We start from the raw sequence: 25643 nt of genomic DNA on the forward strand, positions 1-25643 counted from the left end.
AGGATTCTGCATAAGTAGTCGTTACCGTGCGGTTTCGATTCCTTGACCGCTGGGCATGAGCCGTAAGCGCTGCGGGCAATGAGGCTCCCGGCGCTCCGGACCCCCGCGGCCACCGATCTGTCCGCTCCGGGTCCCCTCCCCGGCCGCTCTTGACCCCCAGAGCGTGTCCACATGTTGGAATGAAGTATCCGCTTTTCGAGAAGCGGTCCATCATGTAACCTGCACGAAATTTAGCCAGGGCCAACGTCGTCCCTATCGCCGCTCGCGCCCCCGGAGCCCCAGTCGCCCGGGAGGTCGCCCCCATCACGACGACGGGAGTGCCGATGCGTTCCGACGCCTGGTCGCCCATGGACGGTCGCCCCGTCCCGCAAGGGATGTACGACCCCCGTAATGAGCACGACGCCTGTGGTGTCGGCTTCGTGGCCACCCTCACCGGTGAGGCGAGCCATGAGCTCGTCGAGCAGGCGCTGACCGTACTGCGCAATCTCGAACACCGCGGCGCCACCGGTTCCGAGCCCGACTCCGGCGACGGCGCCGGCATCCTGCTCCAGGTCCCGGACGCGTTCCTGCGCGAAGCGGCCGGTTTCAGCCTCCCCGAGGCGGGCGCGTACGCCGTCGGCATCGCCTTCCTGCCGCAGGAATCCACCGCCGAATCCGTCTCGAAGATCGAGACGATCGCCGCCGAAGAGGGCCTGACCGTGCTCGGCTGGCGCGAGGTCCCCGTCGCCCCGACGCTGCTCGGCGCCACCGCCCGCTCGACGATGCCGGTCTTCCGCCAGCTGTTCGTCGCTGGGGGCACCTCCCGGACGGAGCCTGGGGGAGGCGAGAGCAGCGGGCTCGCCCTCGACCGCAAGGCGTTCGTGCTGCGCAAGCGCGCCGAACGCGAGGCGGCCACCTACTTCCCCTCGCTCTCGGCCCGCACGATCGTGTACAAGGGCATGCTGACCACCGGCCAGCTGGAGCCCTTCTTCCCGGACCTGTCCGACCGCCGCTTCGCCACGGCCATCGCGCTCGTCCACTCGCGCTTCTCCACCAACACGTTCCCGAGCTGGCCGCTCGCGCACCCCTACCGCTTCGTCGCGCACAACGGCGAGATCAACACCGTGCGGGGCAACCGCAACTGGATGCGTGCCCGCGAGTCGCAGCTGGCCAGCACGGTGTTCGGCGGCGGCGACGGCACGGAGAAGCTGGAGCGGATCTTCCCGGTCTGTACGCCGGACGCCTCCGACTCCGCCTCCTTCGACGAGGTCCTCGAACTGCTGCACCTCGGCGGCCGCTCGCTGCCGCACTCGGTCCTGATGATGATCCCGGAGGCCTGGGAGAACCACGGCTCCATGTCGCCGGACCGCCGCGCCTTCTACCAGTTCCACGCCACGATGATGGAGCCCTGGGACGGCCCGGCCTGCGTCACCTTCACCGACGGCACCCAGGTCGGCGCGGTCCTCGACCGCAACGGCCTGCGCCCCGGCCGCTACTGGGTCACCGACGACGGCCTGGTCGTCCTCGGCTCCGAGGTCGGCGTCCTCGACATCGACCCGGCGAAGGTCGTCCGCAAGGGCCGCCTGCAGCCCGGCCGGATGTTCCTCGTTGACACCGCCGAGCACCGCATCGTCGAGGATGACGAGATCAAGTCCGCCCTCGCCGCCGAGAAGCCGTACGCGGAGTGGCTGGAGGCCGGCGAGATCGAGCTGTCCGACCTGCCCGAGCGCGAGCACATCGTGCACACGCACGCCTCCGTCACGCGCCGCCAGCAGACCTTCGGCTACACCGAGGAGGAGCTGCGCATCCTGCTCGCCCCGATGGCCAAGACCGGGGCCGAGCCGATCGGCTCGATGGGCACGGACACGCCGATCGCCGCGCTCTCCGAGCGCCCGCGGCTGATCTTCGACTACTTCACCCAGCTGTTCGCGCAGGTCACCAACCCGCCCCTGGACGCAATCCGCGAGGAGCTCGTGACCTCGCTGCGCTCCTCGCTCGGCCCGCAGGGCAACCTCCTCGACCCCACCGCGGCCTCCTGCCGCAGCGTCACGCTGCCCTTCCCGGTGATCGACAACGACGAGCTGGCCAAGCTCATCCACATCAACGCCGACGGCGACATGCCCGGCATGAAGGCCGCGACGCTCTCCGGCCTGTACCGGGTCGGCGGCGGCGGTGACGCCCTGACCGCCCGCATCGAGGAGATCTGCGCCGAGGCCGACGCCGCCATCGAGGCCGGCGCCCGCCTGATCGTGCTCTCCGACCGGCACTCCGACGCCGAGCACGCCCCGATCCCCTCGCTCCTGCTCACCGCGGCCGTCCACCACCACCTCATCCGCACCAAGCAGCGCACCCAGGTGGGCCTGCTCGTCGAGGCGGGCGACGTGCGCGAGGTGCACCACGTCGCGCTGCTCATCGGCTTCGGCGCGGCGGCCGTCAACCCGTACCTGGCGATGGAGTCCGTCGAGGACCTGGTGCGCGCGGGCACGTTCCTGGACGCCGATGAGAACGGCGGGGCCGAACAGGCCATCCGTAACCTGATCCTCGCCCTCGGCAAGGGCGTCCTGAAGGTGATGTCCAAGATGGGCATCTCCACGGTCGCCTCCTACCGCGGCGCCCAGGTCTTCGAGGCCGTCGGCCTGGAGGAGGCCTTCGTCGAGAAGTACTTCAACGGCACCGCCTCCAAGATCGGCGGCGTCGGCATCGACGTCATCGCCCAGGAGGTCGCCGCCCGCCACGCCAAGGCCTACCCGGCCTCCGGCGTGCCGTCCGCGCACCGCGCCCTGGACATAGGGGGCGAGTACCAGTGGCGCCGCGAGGGCGAGCCGCACCTGTTCGACCCCGAGACGGTCTTCCGCCTCCAGCACTCCACGCGCAGCCGCCGCTACGACATCTTCAAGCAGTACACGGACCGCGTGAACGAGCAGTCCGAGCGCCTGATGACGCTCCGCGGGCTCTTCGGCTTCAAGAGCGACCGGCCCTCGATCCCCATCGAGGAGGTCGAGCCGGTCTCCGAGATCGTCAAGCGCTTCTCCACCGGCGCCATGTCGTACGGATCGATCTCCCGCGAGGCGCACGAGACCCTCGCCATCGCCATGAACCAGCTGGGCGGCAAGTCCAACACCGGTGAGGGCGGCGAGGACGCCGACCGCCTCTACGACCCGGCGCGCCGCTCGTCCATCAAGCAGGTCGCCTCCGGCCGCTTCGGCGTGACCAGCGAATACCTGGTCAACGCCGACGACATCCAGATCAAGATGGCCCAGGGCGCCAAGCCCGGCGAGGGCGGCCAGCTCCCCGGCCACAAGGTCTACCCGTGGGTGGCCAGGACCCGGCACTCCACGCCGGGCGTGGGGCTCATCTCCCCGCCGCCGCACCACGACATCTACTCCATCGAGGACCTCGCCCAGCTCATCCACGACCTGAAGAACGCCAACCCGCAGGCCCGCATCCACGTGAAGCTGGTCTCCGAGGTCGGCGTCGGCACGGTCGCCGCGGGCGTCTCCAAGGCGCACGCGGACGTGGTGCTCATCTCCGGCCACGACGGCGGCACCGGCGCCTCGCCGCTCACCTCGCTGAAGCACGCGGGCGGCCCCTGGGAGCTCGGCCTCGCCGAGACCCAGCAGACCCTGCTCCTCAACGGCCTGCGCGACCGCATCGTCGTGCAGACCGACGGCCAGCTGAAGACCGGCCGTGACGTGCTCATCGCCGCGCTGCTCGGCGCCGAGGAGTTCGGCTTCGCGACCGCGCCGCTCGTCGTGTCCGGCTGCGTCATGATGCGCGTCTGTCACCTGGACACCTGCCCGGTCGGCATCGCCACGCAGAACCCGACGCTGCGCGAGCGCTTCAGCGGCAAGGCCGAGTACGTCGTCAACTTCTTCGAGTTCATCGCGCAGGAGGTCCGTGAACTCCTCGCCGAGCTGGGCTTCCGCTCCATCGAGGAGGCCGTCGGGCACGCCGAGCTCCTCGACACCGAGCGGGCCGTGAACCACTGGAAGGCCCAGGGCCTGGACCTGGAGCCGCTGTTCCACGTCCCGGACCTGCCCGGCGGCGCCGTGCGCCACCAGGTCGTCGCCCAGGACCACGGCCTGGAGAAGGCCCTCGACAACGAGCTGATCAAGCTCGCGGCGGACGCGCTCGCCGCGGACTCCCAGGCGGACGCCCAGCCGGTCCGCGCCCAGGTCGCGATCCGCAACATCAACCGCACGGTCGGCACCATGCTCGGCCACGAGGTGACGAAGAAGTTCGGCGGCGCGGGCCTGCCCGACGACACCATCGACATCACCTTCACCGGCTCCGCGGGCCAGTCCTTCGGCGCCTTCGTGCCGCGCGGTGTCACCCTGCGCCTGGAGGGCGACGCCAACGACTACGTCGGCAAGGGCCTGTCCGGCGGCCGGATCGTGGTCCGCCCCGACCGCGGCGCCGACCACCTCGCCGAGTACTCCACCATCGCGGGCAACACCATCGCCTACGGCGCCACCGGCGGCGAGCTGTTCCTGCGCGGCCGCACCGGTGAGCGGTTCTGCGTGCGCAACTCCGGCGCCCTCGTGGTGTCCGAGGGCGTGGGCGACCACGGCTGCGAGTACATGACCGGCGGCCACGCCGTCGTCCTCGGCGAGACCGGGCGCAACTTCGCGGCCGGCATGTCGGGCGGCATCGCGTACGTCATCGACCTGGACCGCGACAACGTCAACGCCGGGAACCTGGCGGCCGTCGAGCCCCTCGACGACACCGACAAGCAGTGGCTGCACGACGTCGTGCGCCGCCACCAGGAGGAGACGGGCTCCACCGTCGCCGAGAAGCTGCTCGCGGACTGGGACACGTCCGTGGCCCGCTTCAGCAGGATCATCCCCAGCACGTACAAGGCAGTGCTCGCCGCCAAGGACGCCGCCGAGCGAGCCGGACTCTCCGAGTCCGAGATCACCGAGAAGATGATGGAGGCGGCGACCAATGGCTGATCCCAAGGGCTTTTTGAACCACGGCCGCGAGGTCGCCGAGACCCGCCCGGTCCCCGAGCGGCTGCGGGACTGGAACGAGGTCTACGTCCCCGGCTCGCTGCTCCCGATCATCTCCAAGCAGGCCTCGCGCTGCATGGACTGCGGCATCCCGTTCTGCCACAACGGCTGTCCGCTCGGGAACCTCATCCCCGAGTGGAACGACTACGCCTACCGCGAGGACTGGTCCGCCGCCTCCGAGCGGCTGCACGCCACCAACAACTTCCCGGAGTTCACCGGGCGGCTGTGCCCCGCGCCGTGCGAGGCGGCCTGCGTCCTCGGCATCAACCAGCCCGCCGTCACCATCAAGAACGTCGAAGTCTCCATCATCGACAAGGCGTGGGAGACCGGTGACGTGGCGCCGCAGGCACCGGAGCGCCTGTCCGGCAAGACCGTCGCCGTCATCGGCTCGGGCCCCGCGGGCCTCGCCGCCGCCCAGCAGCTCACCCGCGCCGGGCACACCGTCGCGGTGTACGAGCGCGCCGACCGCATCGGCGGCCTGCTCCGCTACGGCATCCCCGAGTTCAAGATGGAGAAGCGGCACATCAACCGCCGCATCGAGCAGATGCGCGCGGAGGGCACCAAGTTCCGCACCGGCGTGGAGATCGGCCGCGACATCGACGCCGCGAAGCTGCGCAAGCGCTACGACGCCGTGGTCATCGCCGCCGGCGCCACCACCGCCCGTGACCTGCCCGTCCCCGGACGCGAGCTCAAGGGCATCCACCAGGCGATGGAGTACCTGCCGCTCGCCAACAAGGTGCAGGAGGGCGACTACGTGACCACGCCCGTCTCCGCCGAGGGCAAGCACGTCGTCGTCATAGGCGGCGGCGACACCGGCGCGGACTGCGTGGGCACCGCCCACCGCCAGGGCGCCGCCTCCGTCACCCAGCTGGAGATCATGCCCCGGCCGGGCGACGAGCGGTCCGCTGCCCAGCCCTGGCCGACCTTCCCCATGCTCTACAAGGTCACCTCGGCCCACGAGGAGGGCGGCGAGCGGGTCTACTCCGTCTCGACCACCCACTTCGAGGGCGACGAGGACGGGAACGTGCAGTTCCTGCACCTGGTCGAGGTCGAGTTCGTGGACGGCAAGCTCAACCAGAAGCCGGGCACGGAGCGGCGCATCCCCGCCCAGCTCGTCACGCTGGCCATGGGCTTCACGGGCACGGACCGCGAGAACGGCATGGTCGAGCAGTTCGGGCTCGAACTCGACGCGCGCGGGAACGTCGCCCGTGACGGCGAGTTCCAGACCAACGTCCCCGGTGTGTTCGTCGCCGGTGACGCCGGGCGCGGCCAGTCGCTCATCGTGTGGGCGATCGCCGAGGGACGCTCGGCCGCGCGCGGGGTGGACCGGTTCCTCACCGGTGCGAGTGATCTTCCCTCGCCCATTCGCCCGACCGACCGGGCGCTGACGGTGTAGTCCGTACGGCCCCTCACACGTCCCGTACAACGGCGTACGGAACTGGCGCGACGCCTGCCTTGTCCCCGACCGGACACTGGGTGGGCGTCGCGTTCTTTTGTGCGCCCCGTGCCCGGCGCGTCCACCGGAATTGCGTCATGCGCAACGCCGATTGCAAGCCGTAGCGCACCGCGCAACGGTGATTACGGTTCGGCCGCTTCGCCGAAAGGGTCTAGACCGCCCACACTCTGTGTGACCAGAATCGCTCTCACCACAGGAACCTGAAGGGGGCCGGCATGAAGCGACGTGTCATCGCGGCAGGTTGTATCGCCTTGGCGCTCGGTCTGACCGCAACCGCGTGCGGTGGCGATGACGGCGGCGACAGCGGCGACAACGGCGGCAAGGTCGACGGCAAGGGCAAGACGCTCACCGTGTGGATCATGGAAGGCACCAACCCCGATCCCCGGCCCTTCTTCAAGGAGGTCGGCGCGGCCTTCGAAAAGAAGACCGGCGCCAAGATCAAGGTCGAGTACCAGCAGTGGGCGACCGCCCAGAAGAAGTTCACGACCGCGATCGAGGGCGGCGAGGACCAGGTCCCCGACGTCGCCGAGGTCGGCACCACCTGGGTGCCGCAGTTCGCCGAGACCGAGGCGCTCGTCGACGTCACGGACGACGTGAAGAAGTCCGGCCTGGCGGGCGACCTGGTCGAGGGACTGAAGGACGCGGGCACGCTGGACGGCAAGCAGTACGGCATGCCGTGGTACGCGGGCGTGCGGTCCATCGTCTACCGCAAGGACATCTTCGAGAAGCACAAGCTGAAGCCGCCGACGTCCTGGAAGGAGCTCCAGGCCACGGCGAAGACGCTGAAGGACAAGGAGCCGGGCCTGATCCCGTTCCCGGTGGCGGGCGGCGCGGAGATGTTCGCGACCCCCTTCATCTGGGGCGCGGGCGGTGACCTCGCCACCCAGGACGGCGACAAGTGGAAGTCCGTCATCAACTCGCCCGCGGCCATCAAGGGCATCGAGTTCTACACCGGCCTCGCCACCAAGGACAAGGTCTCCCCGGCCAAGGTGAACACCTGGACCGAGAAGGAGGTCGGCGACGCCTGGAACAAGAGCCAGATCGCCATGGCGATCGGCGGCAACTGGACGCCCAAGGCCATCACGGACGCGAACCCCAAGCTCAAGGGCAAGCTCGGCGCCGTCCCGATCCCCGGCCCGACCGGCGGGATGAGCAAGTCCTTCCTCGGCGGCTCCTACCTGTCCGCGTTCAACACGGACAAGAAGGAACTGGCCTGGGAGCTGGTCAAGCTCATGACCACCGGTGAGTTCGCCGCGAAGTGGGCCAAGCAGACCAACTACTTCCCCGGCCAGAACTCCGAGCTGAAGAAGATCGAGGCCCAGAAGGACCCGCTGGTCGAGCCGTTCGCGAAGCAGATGATCGAGGCCGGCGCCACGGTGCCCAAGACCAAGGCGTACGGCGAGATCCAGGCCTCGCAGGTCGTCACCGGCATGGTCCAGTCGATCCTCACCGGCAAGTCGTCCGTGAAGGAGGCCGCGGACAAGGCGGCCAAGGACATGGACAAGATCTTCGCCGACGACAAGTAGGCACACAGGGACGAGTGACCACGTGAAAGACATGCTCGTCAGCGACGGCTCGAAGGACGGCTCGTCCGGCTCTTCGAGCCTTCGCTCCCACCGGTCCGACGACGGCGACGCCGCGCGCCGCCGCAAGAGACTGACCACCCTCACCCGCCCCTGGCTGCTCCTCGCCCCCGCGCTCGTCGTGCTCATCGGCCTGCTGCTGTGGCCGCTGATCCAGGTCGGCAAGCTGTCGCTGCAGGACTACGTCGTCAAGTTCGGCGGCGGCAAGGGCACCTACACCGGCTTCGACAACTACAAGGAGCTGCTGACCGGCGAACTGCTGTGGAAGACGGTCCTGCCCAACACGGTGTTCTTCGCGTTCGCCTGTGTCGGTCTGACCGTCGCCCTCGGCACGGCCGTGGCGCTGCTCCTGAACCGCCTCGGCCCGACCTGGAAGCTGATCTGCTCGGTGTCGATCCTGGCCGCCTGGGCGATGCCCGCGGTCACCGGCACCTACGTCTGGATCTGGCTGTTCTCGCCCGAGGACGGCATGGTCAGCCAACTCGCCGACTCCCTGGGCCTGATCGACGCCGAGACCACCAACTGGTTCACCGAACGGCTGCCGTTCTACGCCATCGCCACCATCAACGTCGTGCACCACGGCTTCCCGTTCGTGGCGATCACCGTCCTCGCCGGGCTCCTGACCATTCCCAAGGAGCTGTACGAGGCGGGGGAGATCGACGGCGCCAACGCCTGGCAGCGGTTCTGGAAGATCACCGTGCCGACCATCAAGCCCGTCTTCCTGGTGGTGACCATCCTCTCCACCATCTGGGACTTCAAGGTCTTCACCCAGGTCTTCCTGATGCCGGGAGGCAGCGGCTCCAACCCCGACGTCTACAACCTCGGCGTGTACTCCTACATCGAGGCGTTCGCCAAGAACGACTACGGCGCGGGCGCCGCGGCCGCCGTCCTGCTGACGCTGCTGCTGCTCGCCATCACCGTCGTCTACATCCGGACGCTGTTCCGGCAGGGGGAGGAGGACCTGTGAGCGTCTCCAAGCTCCCGGCTTCGCTCGGGCGGGGGAGGCCCCGTCGTCGTACCTCGCTCGCCGCGCGCGTCGGCCTGCCGCTCTCCGTGGCGGCCCTGCTGGTCTTCACGCTCTTCCCCGTCTACTGGATGGTCTCCACCGCCCTCGACCCGAAGGCGCTCACGCGCGGCTCGGACCTGCTGCCGAGCGGCATCAGCTTCGAGCACTTCGACTTCGTCTTCGACCGGGGCAACTTCGGCCAGTACCTGCTGAACTCGGCGATCGTCGGCCTCGCCACGATCCTGGCGGCGGGGCTGCTCTCGCTGTTCGCGGCGATCGCGGTGGCCCGCTTCAAGTTCAAGTTCCGCACCTCCGTGCTGATCATGATCTTGATCGTGCAGATGGTGCCGCTGGAGGCTCTCGTCATCCCGCTGTTCATCCAGATGCGGGACTACGAGATGCTCAACTCGCTGCTCGGCCTGTCGATCGTCTACATCGCCCTGTCGCTGCCGTTCGCCATCTGGACCCTGCGCGGGTTCGTCGCGGCGGTGCCCAAGGAGGTCGAGGAGGCCGCGTACATCGACGGCGCCTCCTGGTTCCGGATGTTCTGGTCGGTGCTGCTTCCGCTGGTCGCGCCGGGGCTCGTCGCCACCTCGATCTTCGCCTTCATCACGGCGTGGAACGAGTTCGTGTTCGCGTACACCTTCATGAAGGGCAGCGACAAGTACACGGCGGCCGTGGGCATCTTCCAGTTCTTCGGCGAGAACACCACGTCCTGGGGTCCCGTCATGGCCAGCTCCACGCTGGTCACGGTGCCCGTGATGCTCTTCTTCGTGGTCGTCCACCGCAGGCTCGGCTCGGGTCTCGCGGCGGGGGCCGTCAAGGGCTGAACCGCGCGCTGCGAGGGGGACGGGGAGGCTGCCCGGTTCGGGCCGTGCCTCCCCGTCCCCCTTCCGCTTGTGCGGGCCGTACCGGGCTGGCGCCCGGCTCCCGCTCCGACTCGCCCCCGCTATTGACTACTATTCAATTTCGCTCCACTCTCGGGACCTCGAAGCCCAGCGCACCTCCGGGAGGTCCCGTGAGCAACGAAGCACTGGAGAAACTGACGACGGAGCTGGGGGCCGCACCCCCGCAGTCCTTCGCCGGGCTGCCGCCCGAGCGGCTCGCGTCGCTCGCCGACGCGCTGCGCCGGGAGCGCGAGAGCCGGGCGTCCGGCCTGAACCAGGCCGCCGAGGAGGCCCTGAAGCTGGTGCCCGCGCTGGCCCGCGGGCCCGTACGCCGGATCCTCTTCCGGTAGGCCGGGGGCGAGGACACCATGGACAAGCTGCGCGGCAGGGCCGAGACCCTGAAGACCGCCCGCCTCCTCGACGTCGAGCCCGACGCGCTCGCCTTCCTCGGGGAACTGCCCGCCGACGACGTACGCCGCTTCCGCGCCGACTGCGTCGCGACGCTCTACGACCGGGCGCCCGACATGCTCGACCGCATCGCCTCCGCGACCAAGCTCGTGCCCGCCGGGGTCGCCGCCGCCATCTCCCAGAAGGCGCTCGGGCCCCGGCTCGCCGCCGCCGTCGCCGGGCGCCTCGAACCCGGCCGCGCCGCCGACATCATCGAGAAGCTGCCCGTCTCCTTCACCGCCGAGTCCTGTAGGCACCTCGACCCACGGCGCATCAGTGGCATCGTCGACCGCCTCGACGAGAACCTGCTCGTCCGCATCGCCGTCGCCCTCGCCGAGCGCGAGGACCACATCACGATGGGGCGGTTCGTCGGCCACCTGCGCGACAGCGCGCTCCGCCGGATCCTGCCGCAGGTCGCCGACGCGGTGGTGCTGCGCACCGGCTTCCTCATCGACGAGCCCGAACGACTCGGGTACATCGTCGAGTTGATGGGGGAGGAACGGCTCGCCGCCGTCATCGGGACGGCCGCCGCCGACGGACTGTGGCCCGAGGCGCTCGCCGTCGCCCAGATGGTGACCGGCGAGCAGCGCGGGCGGATCGCCTCCCTCGCCGCCGCGCAGCCGCCCGAGCGGCTCGACCCGCTCGTCGTGACCGTGGCCCGTGACGGGCTCTGGGAGTCGCTGCTGCCGTTGGTCGCGCTGCTCGGCGCTGACGAACTCCGTACGGTGGCGGGGCTGCCGTCCCTGCGGGACGCCGACGTCCTCGGCGGGGTCGTCCCCGCCGTCGTCGCCACCGGCCTGTGGGGGGAGTTCCTGCCCCTCGTCGAGGTGCTCCCCGAGGACTCCCGGAAGGTGGTGGCCGACCGGGCCGCGGAGCTGGCCGACGACGAACTCGACGCGCTCGTCCGTGAGGTGGGCAAGCGGGATCTCTGGGACCTTGTGCTGCCGTTGGTGGCGCTCATGTCCGACGACGCGAAGGTCAGGGTCTTCGCGCTGCCGGCCTTCGGGGATCGGCCCGCCTAGGCTCAAGGCGGCTTGGGGTGCTTCGTCTGTACGTTGCCCGGGGTGGGCACAGGTCGCGCTGCGCGCTCGTCCTCGAGCGCCGGACGGGCTGTGTTCCCCGCCCGTCCTTCTCCCTCCGAGAGCCGGGGCGGGCTGAATTCTTCCGCCCGTCCTTTTCCCACCCGGGACGGGGGTCGCGGTAGCGGAAGGGGCGGGTGGGTGGGGGGCGTGGGGGTGCGGGAGCATGGGGTGACGGTGGTCGTGAGGCTTGGGTGGAGGGGTCGGTGTGGGTGGGATGGGTCTGAGCCATGAGGGGACCTCGAGGCGTGGGCGGGGGGCGGGTGTTGCGCTGCACTACCACGAGGCGGGGCCCGGGGAGCCGGACGCGCCGGTGCTCGTGATGTTGCACGGGGGCGGGCCGGGGGCCAGTGCGTGGGGGGCGTTCGGGGGTCTCCTGGAGGGCTTCGCCGGGCGGTTTCGGACGGTGCTTGTGGATCTGCCGGGGTTCGGGCAGTCGGACAAGCCCGAGTTGGACAAGGACGTGTTCTCGTTCGGTGCGCAGGCCGTGGCCGGGCTGATGGACGAGTTGGGGGTGGCGAGGGCGCATTTCGCGGGTGCCTCGCTCGGGGGCGGGGTGTGCGCCCGGCTGGCGCTCGACCATCCGGACAAGGTCGACCGGCTGCTGCTCACGGCCCCCGCGGGCCTCGCGCTGAACCTGTTCACCGCCGAACCCACCGAAGGCGTCAAGCGCCTCATCGAGTTCAGCGTCGCCCCGGACCCGACCCGCGAGCACGTGCGCGCCTTCCTCACCTCCCTCGTCCACGACCCGTCCCGCGTGACGGACGCCCTCGTCGAGGAGCGGTACGCGCAGGCCCTCGACCCCGGCGCCCGCCTCGGCGCCCAGCGGCTCGGCGCGGCCTTCGCCAAGTGGCCCGAGGGCTCGATGCTGTGGCGCGAGGCGCACCGGATCACCCGGCCGACGCTCCTCACCTGGGGCCGCGAGGACCGCGTCAACCCCCTCGACGGCGCGTTCGTCGCGCTCAAGGCCATGCCGGACGCCCGCCTGCACGTGTTCCCGCGCTGCGGACATCTGGCGTACGTGGAGCGGGAGGCGGAGTTCCTGCGCCTGGCCGTCGACTTCCTCGAAGGCTGATCGAGGCGCACGGAGTCGCCCGTACGCTGGTGCCATGGGTGCGGCGATCAGTCTCGAAAAGGTGCGGGCCGTGGCGCCCGGTCTCGTCAGTCTCTACAAGACGGCGGGGGAGCGCCTGCGGGCCCACGGCCTGGAGGGCGAGCGCGCCGCCGTCTATCTGGTCGTCGACCACTCCGGCTCGATGCGGCCGTACTTCGACGACGGCAGCGTGCAGGCGCTCGCCGACCGCGTGCTCGGCCTGTCCGCGCACCTGGACGACGACGGAGTCGTGCCCGCCGTCTTCTTCTCCACGGACGTGGACGCGGTCGCCGACGTCGAACTGACCGGCCACCGGGGCCGCATCGGGGAGATCGTCGCCGGACTCGGACACATGGGACGGACGAACTACCACGCCGCGATGGACGCCGTCATCGACCACTACTTGGACTGCGGCGCCACCGCACCCGCCCTGGTGGTCTTCCAGACCGACGGCGGCCCGGTGAACAGGGCCGCCGCCGAGCACTACCTGTGCAAGGCGGCGAAGCTGCCGCTGTTCTGGCAGTTCATCGGCTTCGGCGACCCCGCGAGCAAGCAGTTCGACTATCTGCGCAGGCTCGACGAACTGCCCGTGCCCGACCGCCGCGCCGTCGACAACGCCGGGTTCTTCCACCTCGGCAAGGACCCGGCCGCCGTCTCGGACGACGTCCTGTACGACCACCTCGTCGCCGAGTTCCCGCAGTGGCTGGCCGCGGCCCGCGAGCACGGCATCGTCGCGCCCCGCACCGCGGCCCCCCAGGGCCTCGTGGCTCACCCCACCAGCGCCCGGCGCAGCTCGACCAGCGTGCCCGCGTCGAGCCCGAGCCCCTTCGTCAGATAGCCGCCGAAGCTCCCGTACCGCCGGCTCACCTCGGCGAGCGCCGCGTCCAGATAGCCGGTGCGGACCTCCTGGAGCGGGACGAGCAGGTCCGGGTTCTGCATCATGCCGGTCTGCCGCAGCGTCTCGCGCAGCTTCGCGTCGTACGCGGCACGGAAGGTGTTGGACGTCAAGTAGTCCTCCACGGCGGTGCGTTCGGGCACCCCCACCGCACGCAGCAGGACGTACGTCGTCCAGCCCGTGCGGTCCTTGCCCGACGTGCAGTGGTAGAGGAGGGGCGCGGCCGCGCCGCCGCCCGCGATGTCGCGCAGCGTCGCGCCGAACTGCGCGCGGTTCGTGGCGTCCGTGACGAACGTGCGGTAGACGTCCCGCATGAACGCCTCGGCCCTCCCGCCGCCGAGCATCTCCTCCTGCTTGACCGGGTCCCGGGAGCCGATCACGGTCATGAGCTGCCGGAACAGGCCGTTGTCGGTGACAGGCCGCGCGGTCGCGACCAGCCCCGCGGGCAGCCGGTCCCGGCCGTCGTACTGGACCTCCTCCGCGACCCGGAAGTCCACCACCGTCCGCAGCCGGAGCCCGGCCAGCTTCACCACGTCCCCGTCCGTGAGCTTGCTGAGCGCGTCGGCGCGGAAGACCCGGCCGTGCCGCACCCGCTCGCCGTCGTAGGTGCGGTAGCCGCCCACGTCACGGACGTTGACCGCCCCCTTGAGCGGGATCTGCCGGGGTGTCTCGGAGGTGAGGGGGTGCGTGGGCGAGGGCCGGGGCGCCGTCGGCGCGGCGTGCGCCGTCACCGCCGGTGCGGTGCCGAGGAGGAGTGTGAGGACCGCGACGGTGGCCGCCGTACGGGTGCGAGTGCTGCGCATCGGACCGCCTTTCCGTGCCTGGCGCCGTCCGGCCGGACTGTTGTCTGGCCGGGATCGGGTGGGACGGTAACGGCGGCTCCTCGAAGGGGGAAGGCGCGTACGAAGGTTATGTGACGGGGTGTCAATACGAGAGAGGCGGAGCGTGGCGGGTGGGGCGGGGGCGCCTTCTGGGCTCGCTGCCCCCGCCGCGCGCTCCGTACCGCGCGCTACTGCGCGAGCCGCGCCGCCGCCCGGCGCCGGCGGTCCGCCGCGCCGTCCAGGAAGCGGATGACCGTCTCCTGGTGCAGCTCTTGTTCTCCGTCGGCACGCAGGGCTTCTTCCTGGTCCTCGCGATCTGGCCGCAGGGCGGCGAGGGCTGCACGCCGACGCAGGCCGGGCTCGTCACCGTCGCCTTCTCCGCCGGCGGCTTCCTGACCGCGCCCGCCGCGGACGCGCTCGCCCTGCGCCTCGGACGGCTCGTGCTCGGCGCCGGGGCGCTCCTGATGGCGGGCGGGTTCGCCTGGGTGTGATCGGCGGTGGCGGCCGGGGGCACCGCGCACACCGGGGCGTGGCCGCTGGTGCCGGGGCTCGCCGACGCCCTCGGCGCCGCGATGCCGTGGGTGGTGGCCGCCTTCGTGCTCTGCGCCCTGCTGTGTCCCGCGCTGCCGCGACGGGCGGTGGAGCGGCCCGAGTGAGGGGCCGCGTTCCACGGCGGCCGGGTCCCCGGAAGGCTTTCGCCTGCGGGGGCCCGGCGCATGTTAGGGTTAAGCGTTGCAGTTTTGGTACCCATGAACTTTATGTGCGCCTGACGGGATGCTTCCGAGGGCGCATTATTTTGTTTTTCCGGCTCTTTTGCGGGCCGGACCCCGGTCTCTCCGGATGGGGGTCCTTGCAGCGCTGGGACGACCACAATTCCGTGGTTTTCCTTAATCTGCCCCTGTTGAGGAGATTGACATGGCAACTGGAACCGTGAAGTGGTTCAACTCGGAAAAGGGCTTCGGCTTCATCGAGCAGGACGGCGGCGGCCCCGACGTCTTCGCCCACTACTCCAACATCGCCAGCTCCGGCTTCCGTGAGCTCCTGGAGGGCCAGAAGGTCTCCTTCGAGGTGACCCAGGGCCAGAAGGGCCTGCAGGCCGAGAACATCGTTCCCGCCTGATCTCGCTTCTCGCGAACCTCGCAGCCGGGGCCCGCACCACCACGGTGCGGGTCCCGGCTTGTGTGCTGTCACCGGCCAGGAAGGCTTGCCCATGAATCGCCCCGACCGTCCCGCGCGCCCCGCCCGTCGGCGCTCATCGAACGACCGCACGGCAGGCTCGGCCACCCGCGGCTCGGCAGGACAGGGCACCCGCGGTGCCGCAGGCGGCACCCGGAGCGCCGGCGGCGGCAAGCGCCCGGTGAACGGCGGCGGCCGAGGCGGCCGCAAGACCCCCCGCCCCACCCCGGCACGCACCGCGCCCGCCGACTTCGCGCTGCCCGAGACCCACACCCCCGCGCTGCCCGCCGTCGAGGCGTTCGAAGACCTCGACATGCCCGAGGCGCTGCTCAAGACCCTCGCCGCGCAGGGCGTCACCTCGCCCTTCCCGATCCAGGCCGCGACCCTGCCGAACTCCCTGGCAGGCCGTGACGTCCTCGGCCGCGGCCGCACCGGCTCCGGCAAGACCCTCGCCTTCGGCCTCGCGCTCCTCGGCCGCACCGCCGGCCGCCGCGCCGAGCCCGGCAAGCCCCTCGCCCTGGTCCTCGTCCCCACCCGCGAGCTCGCCCAGCAGGTCACCGACGCCCTCGCGCCGTACGCCACGGCCGTGAACCTGCGCGTCGCCGCCGTCGTCGGCGGCCTGTCGATCAACAAGCAGGCCGCGACGCTGCGCCGTGGCGTCGAGGTGCTCGTCGCCACCCCGGGCCGCCTGAAGGACCTCATCGAGCGCGGCGACTGCGCCCTCGGCCAGGTCCGCGTCACCGTCCTCGACGAGGCCGACCAGATGGCCGACATGGGCTTCTTGCCGCAGGTCACCGCCCTGCTCAAGCAGGTGGAGCCGGACGGCCAGACGATGCTGTTCTCGGCGACCCTGGACCGGAACGTGGACCGGCTGGTGCGCGGCTACCTGAGCGACCCCGTCGTGCACTCCGTCGACCCGTCCGCGGGCGCGGTCAGCACCATGGAGCACCACGTCCTGTACGTCGCCGACGAGACGGACAAGAAGGCCGTGGCCCTGCGCATCGCCGCCCGCGAGGGCAACGTCATCCTGTTCCTGCACACCAAGCGCGCCGTGGACCGCTTCACCAAGCGGCTCCTCGCCAACGGCGTGCGGGCCTCCGGGCTGCACGGCGGACGGTCGCAGCCGCAGCGCAACCGCACCCTGGAGCAGTTCAAGAGCGGCGAGGTCACCGCGCTCGTCGCCACCAACGTGGCCGCGCGCGGCATCCACGTCGACGACCTCGACCTGGTCGTGAACGTCGACCCGCCCGTCGACCACAAGGACTACCTGCACCGCGGCGGCCGCACCGCGCGGGCGGGCGAGTCCGGGCGCGTCGTCACGCTCGTCCTGCCCGAGGAGAAGCGCGAGGTGGCCCGCCTCATGTCCGACGCGGGCATCAAGCCGGATGCCGTCGCCGTCCGCTCGTCCTCCGAGGAACTGGTCACGATCACCGGGGCGCGGGAGCCCTCCGGCGTGCCGGTCGTCATCGCGCCGCCCGTGCAGGTCGTGGCGCAGCGCAAGGCCCCCGCGCAGCGCAGGTCCGCGGGCTCGGGCACGGGCTCCGGGGCCGGGGGAGCGGGTGGCGCGGGCGGCGGTTCCCGGCGTCGCGGCGGCCGTGGCCGCAGGGGCGGCCGCAGCCGCAACCCCGCGTAGTCCGCGGGCCGTTCAGGGACACCTGAAGCAGAGGTGACGGGGTGGGCGCGCGCCCACCCCGTTCCCGTGTCCCGCCCGTTTCACCGTCGGCTCGCCCGCGTCACGCGGGCGTTTCACGTGTCGCAGTCCAGCACCGTCCCGCACAGCCCGCACCGCGCCCGCATCCGGCCCCGTGCGGGCACCCGGATGCGCTGACGGCAGGTCGGGCAGGGGAACGACACCCGCAGCGGGCCGGTGCCGTCCGGGCGCGAGAAGGCGTACGGGGCGTACGGGCCGCCGGGCCGCCGGGTGCCGGGTCCCGTGGCCGTGCCGTGCTCCTGCGCGTAGCGCCGGTCCTTGGCGTACCGCCGCCGGCCCGCCCAGCCCGCCGCCGTGAGCGGGGGCTGCTGCTCGTCCTGCCGGGCCCGGGCGAGGCCCTTCGTATACGCCGTGTACGCCTGCGGGCTGGTGAACCACGTCTCGGGCGCCTCGCCGAACGCGAGGGAGCGCTTGGCGAGGACGTAGCCGAACTCCTCCGGCGTCAGATAGCCGAGCTTCTGCGACGAGGCGCCGTCCTCGCGGTAGGCGTCCAGGAGCAGCCAGCCCGCGCCCAGGTACGTGGTCGCCGTGTCGGTCAGGATCTCGTTGGCGCGCGTGCCCGGGAACGACAGGTCGAGGCGGTGCAGGTAGACGTGCATCACCTCGTGCGCGAGGGCCGCGCCGATGTCCTTGCGGTGGGTGCGGAAGCGGTTGTTGAGCTCGATGAAGTACTCGGGCCCCGCGGCGAGTTCGACGGACGCCGCGTGCTGCATCTCCCGGAACGACACGATCATGCGGGCGTCCGGCAGGCGCAGGTGCCGCACCAGCTCGCGGGCCACCCGCTGCGCGCCCAGGTAGAGGTCGTCCTGGTCGCAGAAGGCCACGTCGGCCGGGGTGACGCTGGTGTCGAAGGTGTGCACGGTGTCGTACGAGAGCCGCCGGTACAGCGCGGTGATGGCCGCGTGCACCGTCTCCAGATGCGGATAGCCGTGCTCCACCGGACCGCCGTTCGCCACGCCCCCACCCCCTGAGCCCCGCCCGATTCGTCCCCACTGTACGGGGGTTGTTCGCGCCGGTAACCAGCCCCGGCTCCAACAAGTGGCCGAAAACCGGCCCTTGTCGCCCGCGCTGAGCCCTCCTCATAATCCAACAACGCTTGGCGGGCTCATGCCACGCAGCGCCTTCCGGCGCGTGCGGCATGGGCCCGCCGTGTGCGCAACCCCCCACAACTCCCACGAAGGGGCAAGAAGTTGAAGACGAAGTTCCGTGGAGTCAAGAGAGCCGCCGTCCTCGGGTCGGTCGCGCTCGGCGTCGCCAGCCTGCAGCCCGTCGTCGCGCAGGCGGCCCCGCACCCCGGCCCGAACCCCGGCGAGCGCGTCGTCGGCGGTGTGCGCGCCGCGCAGGGCGAGTTCCCGTTCATGGTCCGGCTCTCGATGGGCTGTGGCGGCTCCCTGCTCAAGCAGGACGTCGTCCTGACCGCCGCGCACTGTGTCGACGGGTCGGGCAACAACACCTCCATCACCGTCACCGGCGGCGTCGTCGACCTGCAGAGCTCCAGCGCGATCAAGGTCAAGTCCGCCAAGGTCCTGCAGGCCCCCGGCTACAACGGCAAGGGCAAGGACTGGGCGCTGATCAAGCTCGCCAAGCCGATCAAGCAGCCCACGCTGAAGATCGCCACCACCACCAAGTACAACAACGGCAACTTCACCGTCGCGGGCTGGGGTGCCAACCGCGAGGGCGGCGCGCAGCAGCGCTACCTGCTGAAGGCCACCGTGCCCTTCGTGAGCGACGCCGACTGCCAGGCCGCCTACAGCGGCGACATCATCCCGGGGGAGGAGATCTGCGCGGGCAAGCTCAACGTGGGTGGCGTCGACACCTGCCAGGGCGACTCCGGCGGCCCCATGTTCCGCAAGGACGAGGCCGGTCAGTACATCCAGGTCGGCATCGTGAGCTGGGGCAACGGCTGCGCCCGCCCGAAGTTCCCCGGTGTCTACACCGAGGTCTCGACCTTCGCGGCCGAGATAACCAAGCACGCCAACCAGCTCTGACGCCCCGGGCGTCCCGGACGCCCGTGAGGTGAACGGCTGAGTCGCCGCGGGGCCGGGTCACGACTGACCCGGCCCCGCTCCGTGCCCGCGCCCCGCCCGGCTCCGGCGCCCGCCCCGCCCCCGCTCCGTATGCTCATATATGGGACACTCGGGGGCGTACGAGACAGGCGTAGCAAGGGCGGACGGCAGCACATGGCGATCACGGTGGTCATCGCGGACGACCAGGACATGGTCCGCACCGGCTTCCGCATGATCCTTCAGAGCCAGCCCGACATCGAGGTCCTCGCCGACGTCACCGACGGCGCAGCCGCGCTCGACGCCGTCACCCGCCACGACCCCGACGTGCTGCTCCTCGACATCCGCATGCCGCGCCTGGACGGCCTCGAAGTCACCCGCCGCCTGGCCGCCCGCCCCGGGGTGCGCCCCCGCATCGTCATCGTCACCACCTTCGACCTCGACGAGTACGTGCACGCGGCCCTCGGCGCCGGTGCCAGCGGCTTCCTGCTGAAGAACGCCAGCCCCGCCATGCTGGTGGAGGCCGTGCGCGCGGCGGCCGTCGGCGACGCGCTCGTCTCGCCCGCGATCACCGTACGACTGCTGCGGGAACTGGCCGCCGGAGCCCCGGACACCACCGCCAGCCCCGCCACCCCGGCAGGGCGCGCCCCCAGCGAACCCCTCACCCAGCGCGAGCGGGACGTCGTGCGCGCCCTCGCCCGCGGCCGCACCAACAACGAGATCGCCGCCGAACTCCACGTCTCCCTGTCCACGGTCAAGTCCCACCTCGCGAACGTCCAGGCCAAGCTCGATGCCAGGAACCGCGTCGAGATCGCCGCCTGGGCCTGGGAGTCCGGCCTCGCCACCCGCACCCCGTGACCACCGCGATCCTCGACCGGTACGCGCGCCTCCTGGAGGGCCACCCCGCGCGCCGCACCGCCGCCCGCCTGCTGCTCGCCGCCGTCCTCGTCCTGCTCGTCAGCGTCGAGGGACTGACCCTCGCCCGCCAGCCCACCGGGCCCCGCGCCGCCGTCTGGACGGCGGGCATCCTCTGCTGCCTGTGCGCCGTCCCCTGGTCCCGCCCGCCCCTCGCCACCCGCGCCTGGCTCGCCGCCGGTGTCTCCTGGGCCGTCACCCTGTACGTGTTCGTCAGCGCCCGGCCGCAGATCGTCTGGGGCACGGGCGAGGCCATCGCGCTCCTCGTCCTGCTCACCGGCGTCCTGCTGCGGCTGCCCGCCCGCCGCGCCGCTGTGCTCGGGCCGCTCCTCGCGCTCGCCTGCGTGGCCGCGCCGGTGCGTGACGCCTCACCGGGCCGGTTCACGCTCCTGTTCTCCGCGCTGGCCGCCGTGGTGAGCGCCTTCTCCTTGCTTCTACGCGCCCAGCAGGCGCAGCGCGTCCGCGATCTGGAGGCCGTGCGCGCCGCCGAACGCCTCGAACTCGCCCGGGAACTGCACGACCTGGTCGCCCACCACGTCACCGGGATCGTCGTACAGGCCCGCGCCGCCTCCTTCACCGATGTCGGCGCCTCCGCCGCGACCAGCGCTTTCGTACGGATCGCGGATGCCGGGGACGAGGCGCTCGGCGCGATGCGGCGCCTGGTGCGGGTCCTGCGCGAGGGCGAGGCCCGCACCGTGCCCGTGGCCGGTCTCGCCGAACTGCGCGAGCTGTCCGAGACGTTCACCCGCACCGGCCCACCGGTCACCGTCCATGTGGAACAGGCGCTTCAGGAGCGGCTTCCGGCCGATCTCGCGGCCACCGCGCACCACATCGTCCGCGAGGCGCTGACGAACGTACGCCGACACGCCACCGGTGTCTCGGCGGTGCGCGTCGGCGTCCGCGCCGTCGAGGGCGGCGTGGAGGTGCGGGTGGCGGACGACGGCGGGCGGCGCGGCGCGGGGGCCGGGGCGGGGGCCGTGCCGGGCGGGGTGCCCGGGGCGGGACCGGGCGCGGGGGAGCGGGGCGGGTTCGGGCTCGTCGGCCTGGAGGAACGCGTCACGGCCCTCGGCGGCACGCTGACGGCGGGGCCCGGCACGGAGGGCGGCTGGGAGGTACGGGCCGTGCTGCCTCACGGGCAGGGGGCGGGTTAGCGGGGCGGGGGGCGCGTCGGGGGGGGGCGAGTCGGAGGGGGACGGGTCGGGGGGCGAGTCGGCGGGGGACGGGTCGGGGCGCGAGTCGGCGGGGGACGGGGGAGCGGAGCCCTTGGGAAGCGGAGTCCCGGGGACGTTAGTCCAACACCTCCGCCTCCTTTGTCCATGGGCGCCCTCGTCCCGCGCGGCGCATCGTGACCGTCACGAATTCACGTCACGGATTCACCTCGCGGAACGCGTCCCGCCACGCGTTCCGTCCCGTCACGAGTGCCGTCCCACGGAGGAGTGCGTTCATGCTGCCGTCACAGACGCCCGGGTCCGGACCGAGCCGCAGAGCCGTGGTCGCCTCGGGAGCGATCGCCGGGATAGGGGCCGCCGTCGGAGTCGGCACCGGCTCCGCGTACGCGGCCCCCTCCGCCTCGTCCGCCGCCCCCGCGGCGGACGAGGCGATCCTGCGCTCGGCCGCCCTTGAGGTGCGCGTCGCCACCGGCTTCCCCCGCGTCGTGTCGTACACCGACCGCGAGAGCCGCGCCGTCCTGCACGGACAGCCCGACCCCGTCAGCACGCTCCTCATCGACGACAAGGAGTACACGCCGAAGGTCACCGCGAGCGTCCGCGGCGACCGCGCCGCGTACGCCCTCACCCTCGACGGCGGCACCCGCATCGACGTGGAGATCACGGTGAAGGGCCGCCAGGTGCACTGGCGCGTCACGAAGATCGCCGACACCGCCGCCCTGCGCGTCGGCACCCTGCGCGTCCCCGGCCTCGCCCTGCTCTCCGTGCGCAGCGACCAGCCCGGCGCCGCACTGCTCGCCGCCAAGGTGCAGCTCGACAAGGCCAGGAGCGGCGACACCCTGGTGCGGCTCACACCGGACACCCCCGCCGACGCGGCCACCGGCTGCGCCTACGCCGTGCTCGCCCACGACAAGCTGGGCGGCGCCGTCGAGACCAACACCGTCTACGACAAGCCCACCGCGGAGACCAGCTGGGAGAACGGCCGCCTGTGGCGCCAGACCGTCCGCAAGGACTCCCACGTCGAGGCCCGCCTCACCCCCGGCCAGTGGACGCACCGCGCCGCCACCTCCCCGGTCGGCGCCACCGAACCCCTGCCGTACGCGACCGTCGTCATCACCGGCGACCGCAACGGCGACGGCAAGGTCGACTGGCAGGACGCCGCCATCGCCTTCCGCGACATCATGGTGAACCCGCTCGGCGCCGACGAGCAGCACCTGCGCGTCGTCCCGCACATCCCCTTCAACTTCGCCTCGCAGGCCACCAACCCGTTCCTGGCGACCCTCGACGACGTCAAACGGATCCACCTGGCCACCGACGGGCTGCGCCAGTACACGCTCCTCAAGGGCTACCAGTCCGAGGGCCACGACTCCGCGCACCCCGACTACGCGGGCAACTACAACCAGCGCGCGGGCGGCATCAAGGACCTCAACACCCTGGTCCGCGAGGGCTCCAAGTGGAACAGCGACTTCGGCGTCCACGTCAACGCCACCGAGTCCTACCCCGTCGCGAACGCCTTCTCCGACACGCTCGTCGACAAGAACAACGAGCAGTGGGACTGGCTCGACCAGAGCTACCGCATCGACCAGCGCCGCGACCTGGTCTCCGGCGACATCGTGCGCCGCTTCGCCGACCTGCGCCGCGACGCCCACCCGGCCCTGAACACCCTCTACATCGACGTGTTCCGCGAGTCCGGCTGGACCTCCGACCGCCTCCAGCGCACCCTGCGCGACCAGGGCTGGCAGGTCACCAGCGAATGGGGCCACGGCTTCGAACGCTCGGCACTGTGGTCGCACTGGGCCACCGAGACCGACTATGGCCCCGACACCTCCCGCGGCATCAACTCCCGCCTCATCCGCTTCATCCGGCACCACCAGAAGGACGTCTTCGCCGACAAGTGGCCCTCGCTGCTCGGCATCGCCCGCATGGGCAACTTCAGCGGCTGGACCGGCAAGACCGACTGGACGAAGTTCTACGAACTGATCTGGACGCACGCCCTGCCCGCCAAGTACCTCCAGGCGCAGCCCATCAAGACCTGGGACGAGCACGAGATCACGTTCTTCGGCGCCGGAGCCACCTCCGTGTCCGACGCCGACGGCGGCAGGCGGCGCATCACCACCGACGGCCGGCTCGTCTACGACGGCGGCACCTATCTGCTGCCCTGGGAGCCGCGCCGGGCCACCGACCCCGCGAAGCTCTACCACTTCAACCCCGACGGCGGGAAGACCAGTTGGACGCTGCCCCGGGGCTGGAGGGGCGCCCGCAAGGTCGCCCTGTACCGCCTCACCGACCAGGGCCGCGCCTTCGTCGCCGACGTCCCCGTACGCGCCGGGAAGATCACCCTCGACGCGGACGCCAAGCAGCCCTACGTCCTCCGCCGCACCCGCGCCCGCCGCGCCCCCGACCCCGACTGGGGCCAGGGCACCGCGCTGCGCGACCCCGGCTTCCACGCCGGTGACCTGGACGCCTGGCAGGTCAGCGGCCCCGCGTCGGTGGAGCGCAGCAAGCTCGGCGACTACGAACTCGTGGTGGCCGCGGGCGCCGCCGCCTCCGTCAGCCAGCGCCTGCGCCGCCTCAAGCCCGGCACCTACGTGGCGTCCGTACAGGTCGAGGTCGGGGAGCAGGCCGGACAGCGGCGCCGCGCCGCCCTGGAGGTCCGCACCGCCGACGGCGTCACCGCCGCCAACTGGACGCACACCTCCACCGCGGGCAACTTCGTCGCCGCCGACCGCAAGCACGGCACCCGCTTCCAGCGCCTGTTCACCCGCTTCACCGTTCCCGAGGGCGGCGGCCCGGTACGGCTCGCGCTGCGCGCCGTCGCCGGGGACGCCCGGGTGCGCTTCGACAACGTGCGCGTCGTCGCCACCGGCGCGCCGCCCGCGCTCGGCCGGGGCGTCCTCGTCCACGAGGACTTCGAGGACGTACCGCAGGGCTGGGGCCCCTTCGTGAAGGGCGACGCCGGCGGAGCCACCGACCCGCGCACCCACATCGCGCAGCGCCACGCCCCGTACACCCAGCGCGGCTGGAACGGCAAGGCCGTCGACGACGTCGTGGACGGCACCCAGTCCCTGAAGTCCCGCGGCGAGAACGACGGCCTCGTCTACCGGACGGTGCCGCACACGGTCCGCTTCGAGGGCGGCAAGCGCTACCGGGTGTCGTTCCGGTACGAGAACGAGAAGGCCGGGCAGTACGCGTGGGTGACCGCCGTGGACGAGCCCGACGCGCGCGAACTCTCCCGCGAGGCCCTGCCCGTGGCCATCACCCCCACCACCCTGTCCTACGAGTTCACCGCCCCCGCGGACGGCGAGGCCTGGGTGGGCCTGCGGAAGGTCGGCGACGACGGGAAGGCGGAGTTCGTCCTCGACGCGTTCGAGGTGCGGGAGGCCTAGGGCCCGCGCGGATCCGCCGGACAGGCCCTGGCCCGGCGGGCCCGCCGGACAGGTCCTGACGCCTGTCCGGCGGGCCCCGCTCAGGCGGACGCGCGGAATTCGTCCGCGTGGTCCTCGGCCCACCGCGCGAACGTCCGCGCCGGGCGGCCCGTGACGTCCGCCACCGTCGTCGTCACGTCCGGTCGCGTGCCGACGCTGTCACCGATGGACTTCAGCAGGGCGGGCAGCAGCTCCGGCGCGACGTGCGGGAACATCTCCGCGGGCACCTGGTCCGGCGCTATCTCCTCGAAGCGGAGCTCCCGCCCGACCGCCCGGCCCACCGCGTGGATCTGCTCCCGTGTGGTGATGCCCTCCGGGCCGGTCAGGGAGTACACGGCGCCGTTGTGCCCCGCGGGGTCCCGCAGCGCCACGGTGGCGACGGCCGCGATGTCGGCCTCGTGGACCGGCGCGGACACGGCATCGCCGAACGGCCCGCGGACCGTGTCGCCCGCGCGGACCTGCGGCGCCCACTGCAGCGAGTTGGTGCCGAACGCGCCGGGCCGCAGCATCGTCCAGCCGAGGCCGCTCTCCCGGACGTGCCGTTCCAGCTCGGAGTGCACGACGTGGATGGGGTGCTCGGCGGCCTCGTCGTGGTCGACGATGATCGACGACAGCACCACGACGTGCTCGACCCCGCCCTCCCGCGCGGCCGCGAGCAGCGCCGGCGCGCCCTCGCCCCCCGCCGCCAGATGCAGGAACAACGCCGAGGCGCCCGCGAACTGCGCGGCCATGGCCTCCGGTTCACCCGGCCCCGCGAACCGCACCACCTCGGCCCCCTCCGGCAGCCGCGCGCGGGCCGGGTCCCGCGTCAGGGCGCGGACCGGCACCCGGTCGGCGGTGAGCTGGGAGACGAGAGCGCGGCCTACGTTGCCGGTGGCACCGGTCACGACGATCACGGGGTGCTCCTTGAGGTCGGGACGACACCGGGCCGGGGGCACACGCCCCCGGCCCGGCTCTGATCACCACCGACCCTAGGCGGCACACGGGGCCCG

At 71.8% G+C, this 25643-nt stretch carries 20 protein-coding genes; 17 read left to right on the top strand and 3 right to left on the bottom strand.

Annotated elements, in window-relative coordinates; all coding sequences use genetic code 11:
• Positions 1 to 374 precede the first annotated feature (374 nt).
• From gltB to QUY26_RS30065, 9 genes are all read left to right on the top strand, one after another.
• A complete protein-coding gene (gene gltB / locus QUY26_RS30025; protein ID WP_289956170.1) occupies positions 375 to 4931 on the top strand; it encodes a glutamate synthase large subunit in 4557 nt (1518 codons plus the stop codon).
• Positions 4924 to 6384 (top strand): glutamate synthase subunit beta, encoded by a 1461-nt coding sequence (locus QUY26_RS30030; RefSeq protein WP_289952072.1) that lies wholly within the window; start codon positions 4924 to 4926, stop codon positions 6382 to 6384. Before gltB ends, QUY26_RS30030 begins: the two co-directional genes overlap by 8 nt.
• Before the next feature lie 275 nt (positions 6385 to 6659).
• Entirely contained in the window at positions 6660 to 7970 is a 1311-nt protein-coding gene (locus tag QUY26_RS30035; protein WP_289952073.1) for a sugar ABC transporter substrate-binding protein, read from the top strand.
• A 31-nt stretch (positions 7971 to 8001) separates the two neighbouring features.
• Positions 8002 to 8994 carry a carbohydrate ABC transporter permease gene (locus QUY26_RS30040; RefSeq protein WP_289956172.1) on the top strand — a complete coding sequence of 331 codons (993 nt, stop codon included), beginning with the start codon at positions 8002 to 8004 and terminating at the stop codon, positions 8992 to 8994.
• Positions 8991 to 9863, top strand: coding sequence for a carbohydrate ABC transporter permease (locus QUY26_RS30045; RefSeq protein ID WP_289952075.1), 873 nt, complete (start codon positions 8991 to 8993; stop codon positions 9861 to 9863). The genes QUY26_RS30040 and QUY26_RS30045 overlap by 4 nt, the downstream gene beginning before the upstream one ends.
• 188 nt (positions 9864 to 10051) lie before the next feature.
• The gene (locus tag QUY26_RS30050) at positions 10052 to 10270 is read left to right on the top strand and encodes a hypothetical protein (protein WP_289952076.1); all 219 of its coding nucleotides are present in this window, start codon (positions 10052 to 10054) and stop codon (positions 10268 to 10270) included.
• A gap of 18 nt (positions 10271 to 10288) precedes the next feature.
• The gene (locus tag QUY26_RS30055) at positions 10289 to 11389 is read left to right on the top strand and encodes a hypothetical protein (protein ID WP_289952077.1); all 1101 of its coding nucleotides are present in this window, start codon (positions 10289 to 10291) and stop codon (positions 11387 to 11389) included.
• A gap of 379 nt (positions 11390 to 11768) precedes the next feature.
• Positions 11769 to 12521 (top strand): alpha/beta fold hydrolase, encoded by a 753-nt coding sequence (locus QUY26_RS30060; protein ID WP_289956173.1) that lies wholly within the window; start codon positions 11769 to 11771, stop codon positions 12519 to 12521.
• Between the two features lie 34 nt (positions 12522 to 12555).
• Entirely contained in the window at positions 12556 to 13377 is an 822-nt protein-coding gene (locus QUY26_RS30065; RefSeq protein WP_289952078.1) for a VWA domain-containing protein, read from the top strand.
• On the opposite strand, the gene QUY26_RS30070 is transcribed toward QUY26_RS30065, so the two are convergent.
• Entirely contained in the window at positions 13308 to 14237 is a 930-nt protein-coding gene (locus QUY26_RS30070; RefSeq protein WP_289952080.1) for a tyrosine-protein phosphatase, read from the bottom strand. The two genes, QUY26_RS30065 and QUY26_RS30070, sit on opposite strands and share 70 nt — an antisense overlap.
• A 281-nt stretch (positions 14238 to 14518) precedes the next feature.
• Here QUY26_RS30070 and QUY26_RS30075 point away from each other — a divergent pair, with 281 nt between their 5' ends.
• The 4 genes from QUY26_RS30075 to QUY26_RS30090 all read left to right on the top strand — a co-directional run bounded on the left by QUY26_RS30075 (position 14519) and on the right by QUY26_RS30090 (position 17064).
• Positions 14519 to 14746, top strand: a complete 228-nt coding sequence (locus tag QUY26_RS30075; RefSeq protein WP_289952081.1) for a hypothetical protein — start codon at positions 14519 to 14521, stop codon at positions 14744 to 14746.
• Positions 14747 to 14752: 6 nt separating this feature from the next.
• Positions 14753 to 14911 carry a hypothetical protein gene (locus QUY26_RS30080; protein WP_289952083.1) on the top strand — a complete coding sequence of 53 codons (159 nt, stop codon included), beginning with the start codon at positions 14753 to 14755 and terminating at the stop codon, positions 14909 to 14911.
• A 259-nt stretch (positions 14912 to 15170) separates the two neighbouring features.
• Positions 15171 to 15374 (top strand): cold-shock protein, encoded by a 204-nt coding sequence (locus QUY26_RS30085; RefSeq protein ID WP_030362889.1) that lies wholly within the window; start codon positions 15171 to 15173, stop codon positions 15372 to 15374.
• Positions 15375 to 15465: 91 nt separating this feature from the next.
• Positions 15466 to 17064, top strand: a complete 1599-nt coding sequence (locus tag QUY26_RS30090) for a DEAD/DEAH box helicase (protein WP_289952091.1) — start codon at positions 15466 to 15468, stop codon at positions 17062 to 17064.
• 113 nt (positions 17065 to 17177) lie between these two features.
• Here the strand turns inward: QUY26_RS30090 and QUY26_RS30095 are convergent, their stop codons facing one another.
• Entirely contained in the window at positions 17178 to 18098 is a 921-nt protein-coding gene (locus tag QUY26_RS30095; RefSeq protein WP_289952093.1) for a hypothetical protein, read from the bottom strand.
• Between the two features lie 234 nt (positions 18099 to 18332).
• On the opposite strand from QUY26_RS30095, the gene QUY26_RS30100 reads away from it, so the two are divergent.
• From QUY26_RS30100 to QUY26_RS30115, 4 genes are all read left to right on the top strand, one after another.
• On the top strand, positions 18333 to 19130 hold the full coding sequence (locus QUY26_RS30100; protein WP_289952094.1) for a S1 family peptidase: 798 nt from the start codon (positions 18333 to 18335) through the stop codon (positions 19128 to 19130).
• Positions 19131 to 19322: 192 nt separating this feature from the next.
• Positions 19323 to 20003 (top strand): response regulator, encoded by a 681-nt coding sequence (locus QUY26_RS30105; protein ID WP_289952096.1) that lies wholly within the window; start codon positions 19323 to 19325, stop codon positions 20001 to 20003.
• Positions 20000 to 21211, top strand: a complete 1212-nt coding sequence (locus tag QUY26_RS30110) for a sensor histidine kinase (RefSeq protein ID WP_289952098.1) — start codon at positions 20000 to 20002, stop codon at positions 21209 to 21211. The genes QUY26_RS30105 and QUY26_RS30110 overlap by 4 nt, the downstream gene beginning before the upstream one ends.
• A gap of 293 nt (positions 21212 to 21504) precedes the next feature.
• Positions 21505 to 24612, top strand: coding sequence for an endo-alpha-N-acetylgalactosaminidase family protein (locus QUY26_RS30115; RefSeq protein ID WP_289952100.1), 3108 nt, complete (start codon positions 21505 to 21507; stop codon positions 24610 to 24612).
• Between the two features lie 80 nt (positions 24613 to 24692).
• On the opposite strand, the gene QUY26_RS30120 is transcribed toward QUY26_RS30115, so the two are convergent.
• Positions 24693 to 25547, bottom strand: coding sequence for an NAD(P)H-binding protein (locus QUY26_RS30120; RefSeq protein WP_289952103.1), 855 nt, complete (start codon positions 25545 to 25547; stop codon positions 24693 to 24695).
• Positions 25548 to 25643 lie beyond the last annotated feature (96 nt).

Origin of the sequence: Streptomyces flavofungini, from assembly GCF_030388665.1 — a bacterium.
In the GTDB taxonomy this organism is placed as follows: Bacteria; Actinomycetota; Actinomycetes; order Streptomycetales; family Streptomycetaceae; genus Streptomyces; species Streptomyces flavofungini_A.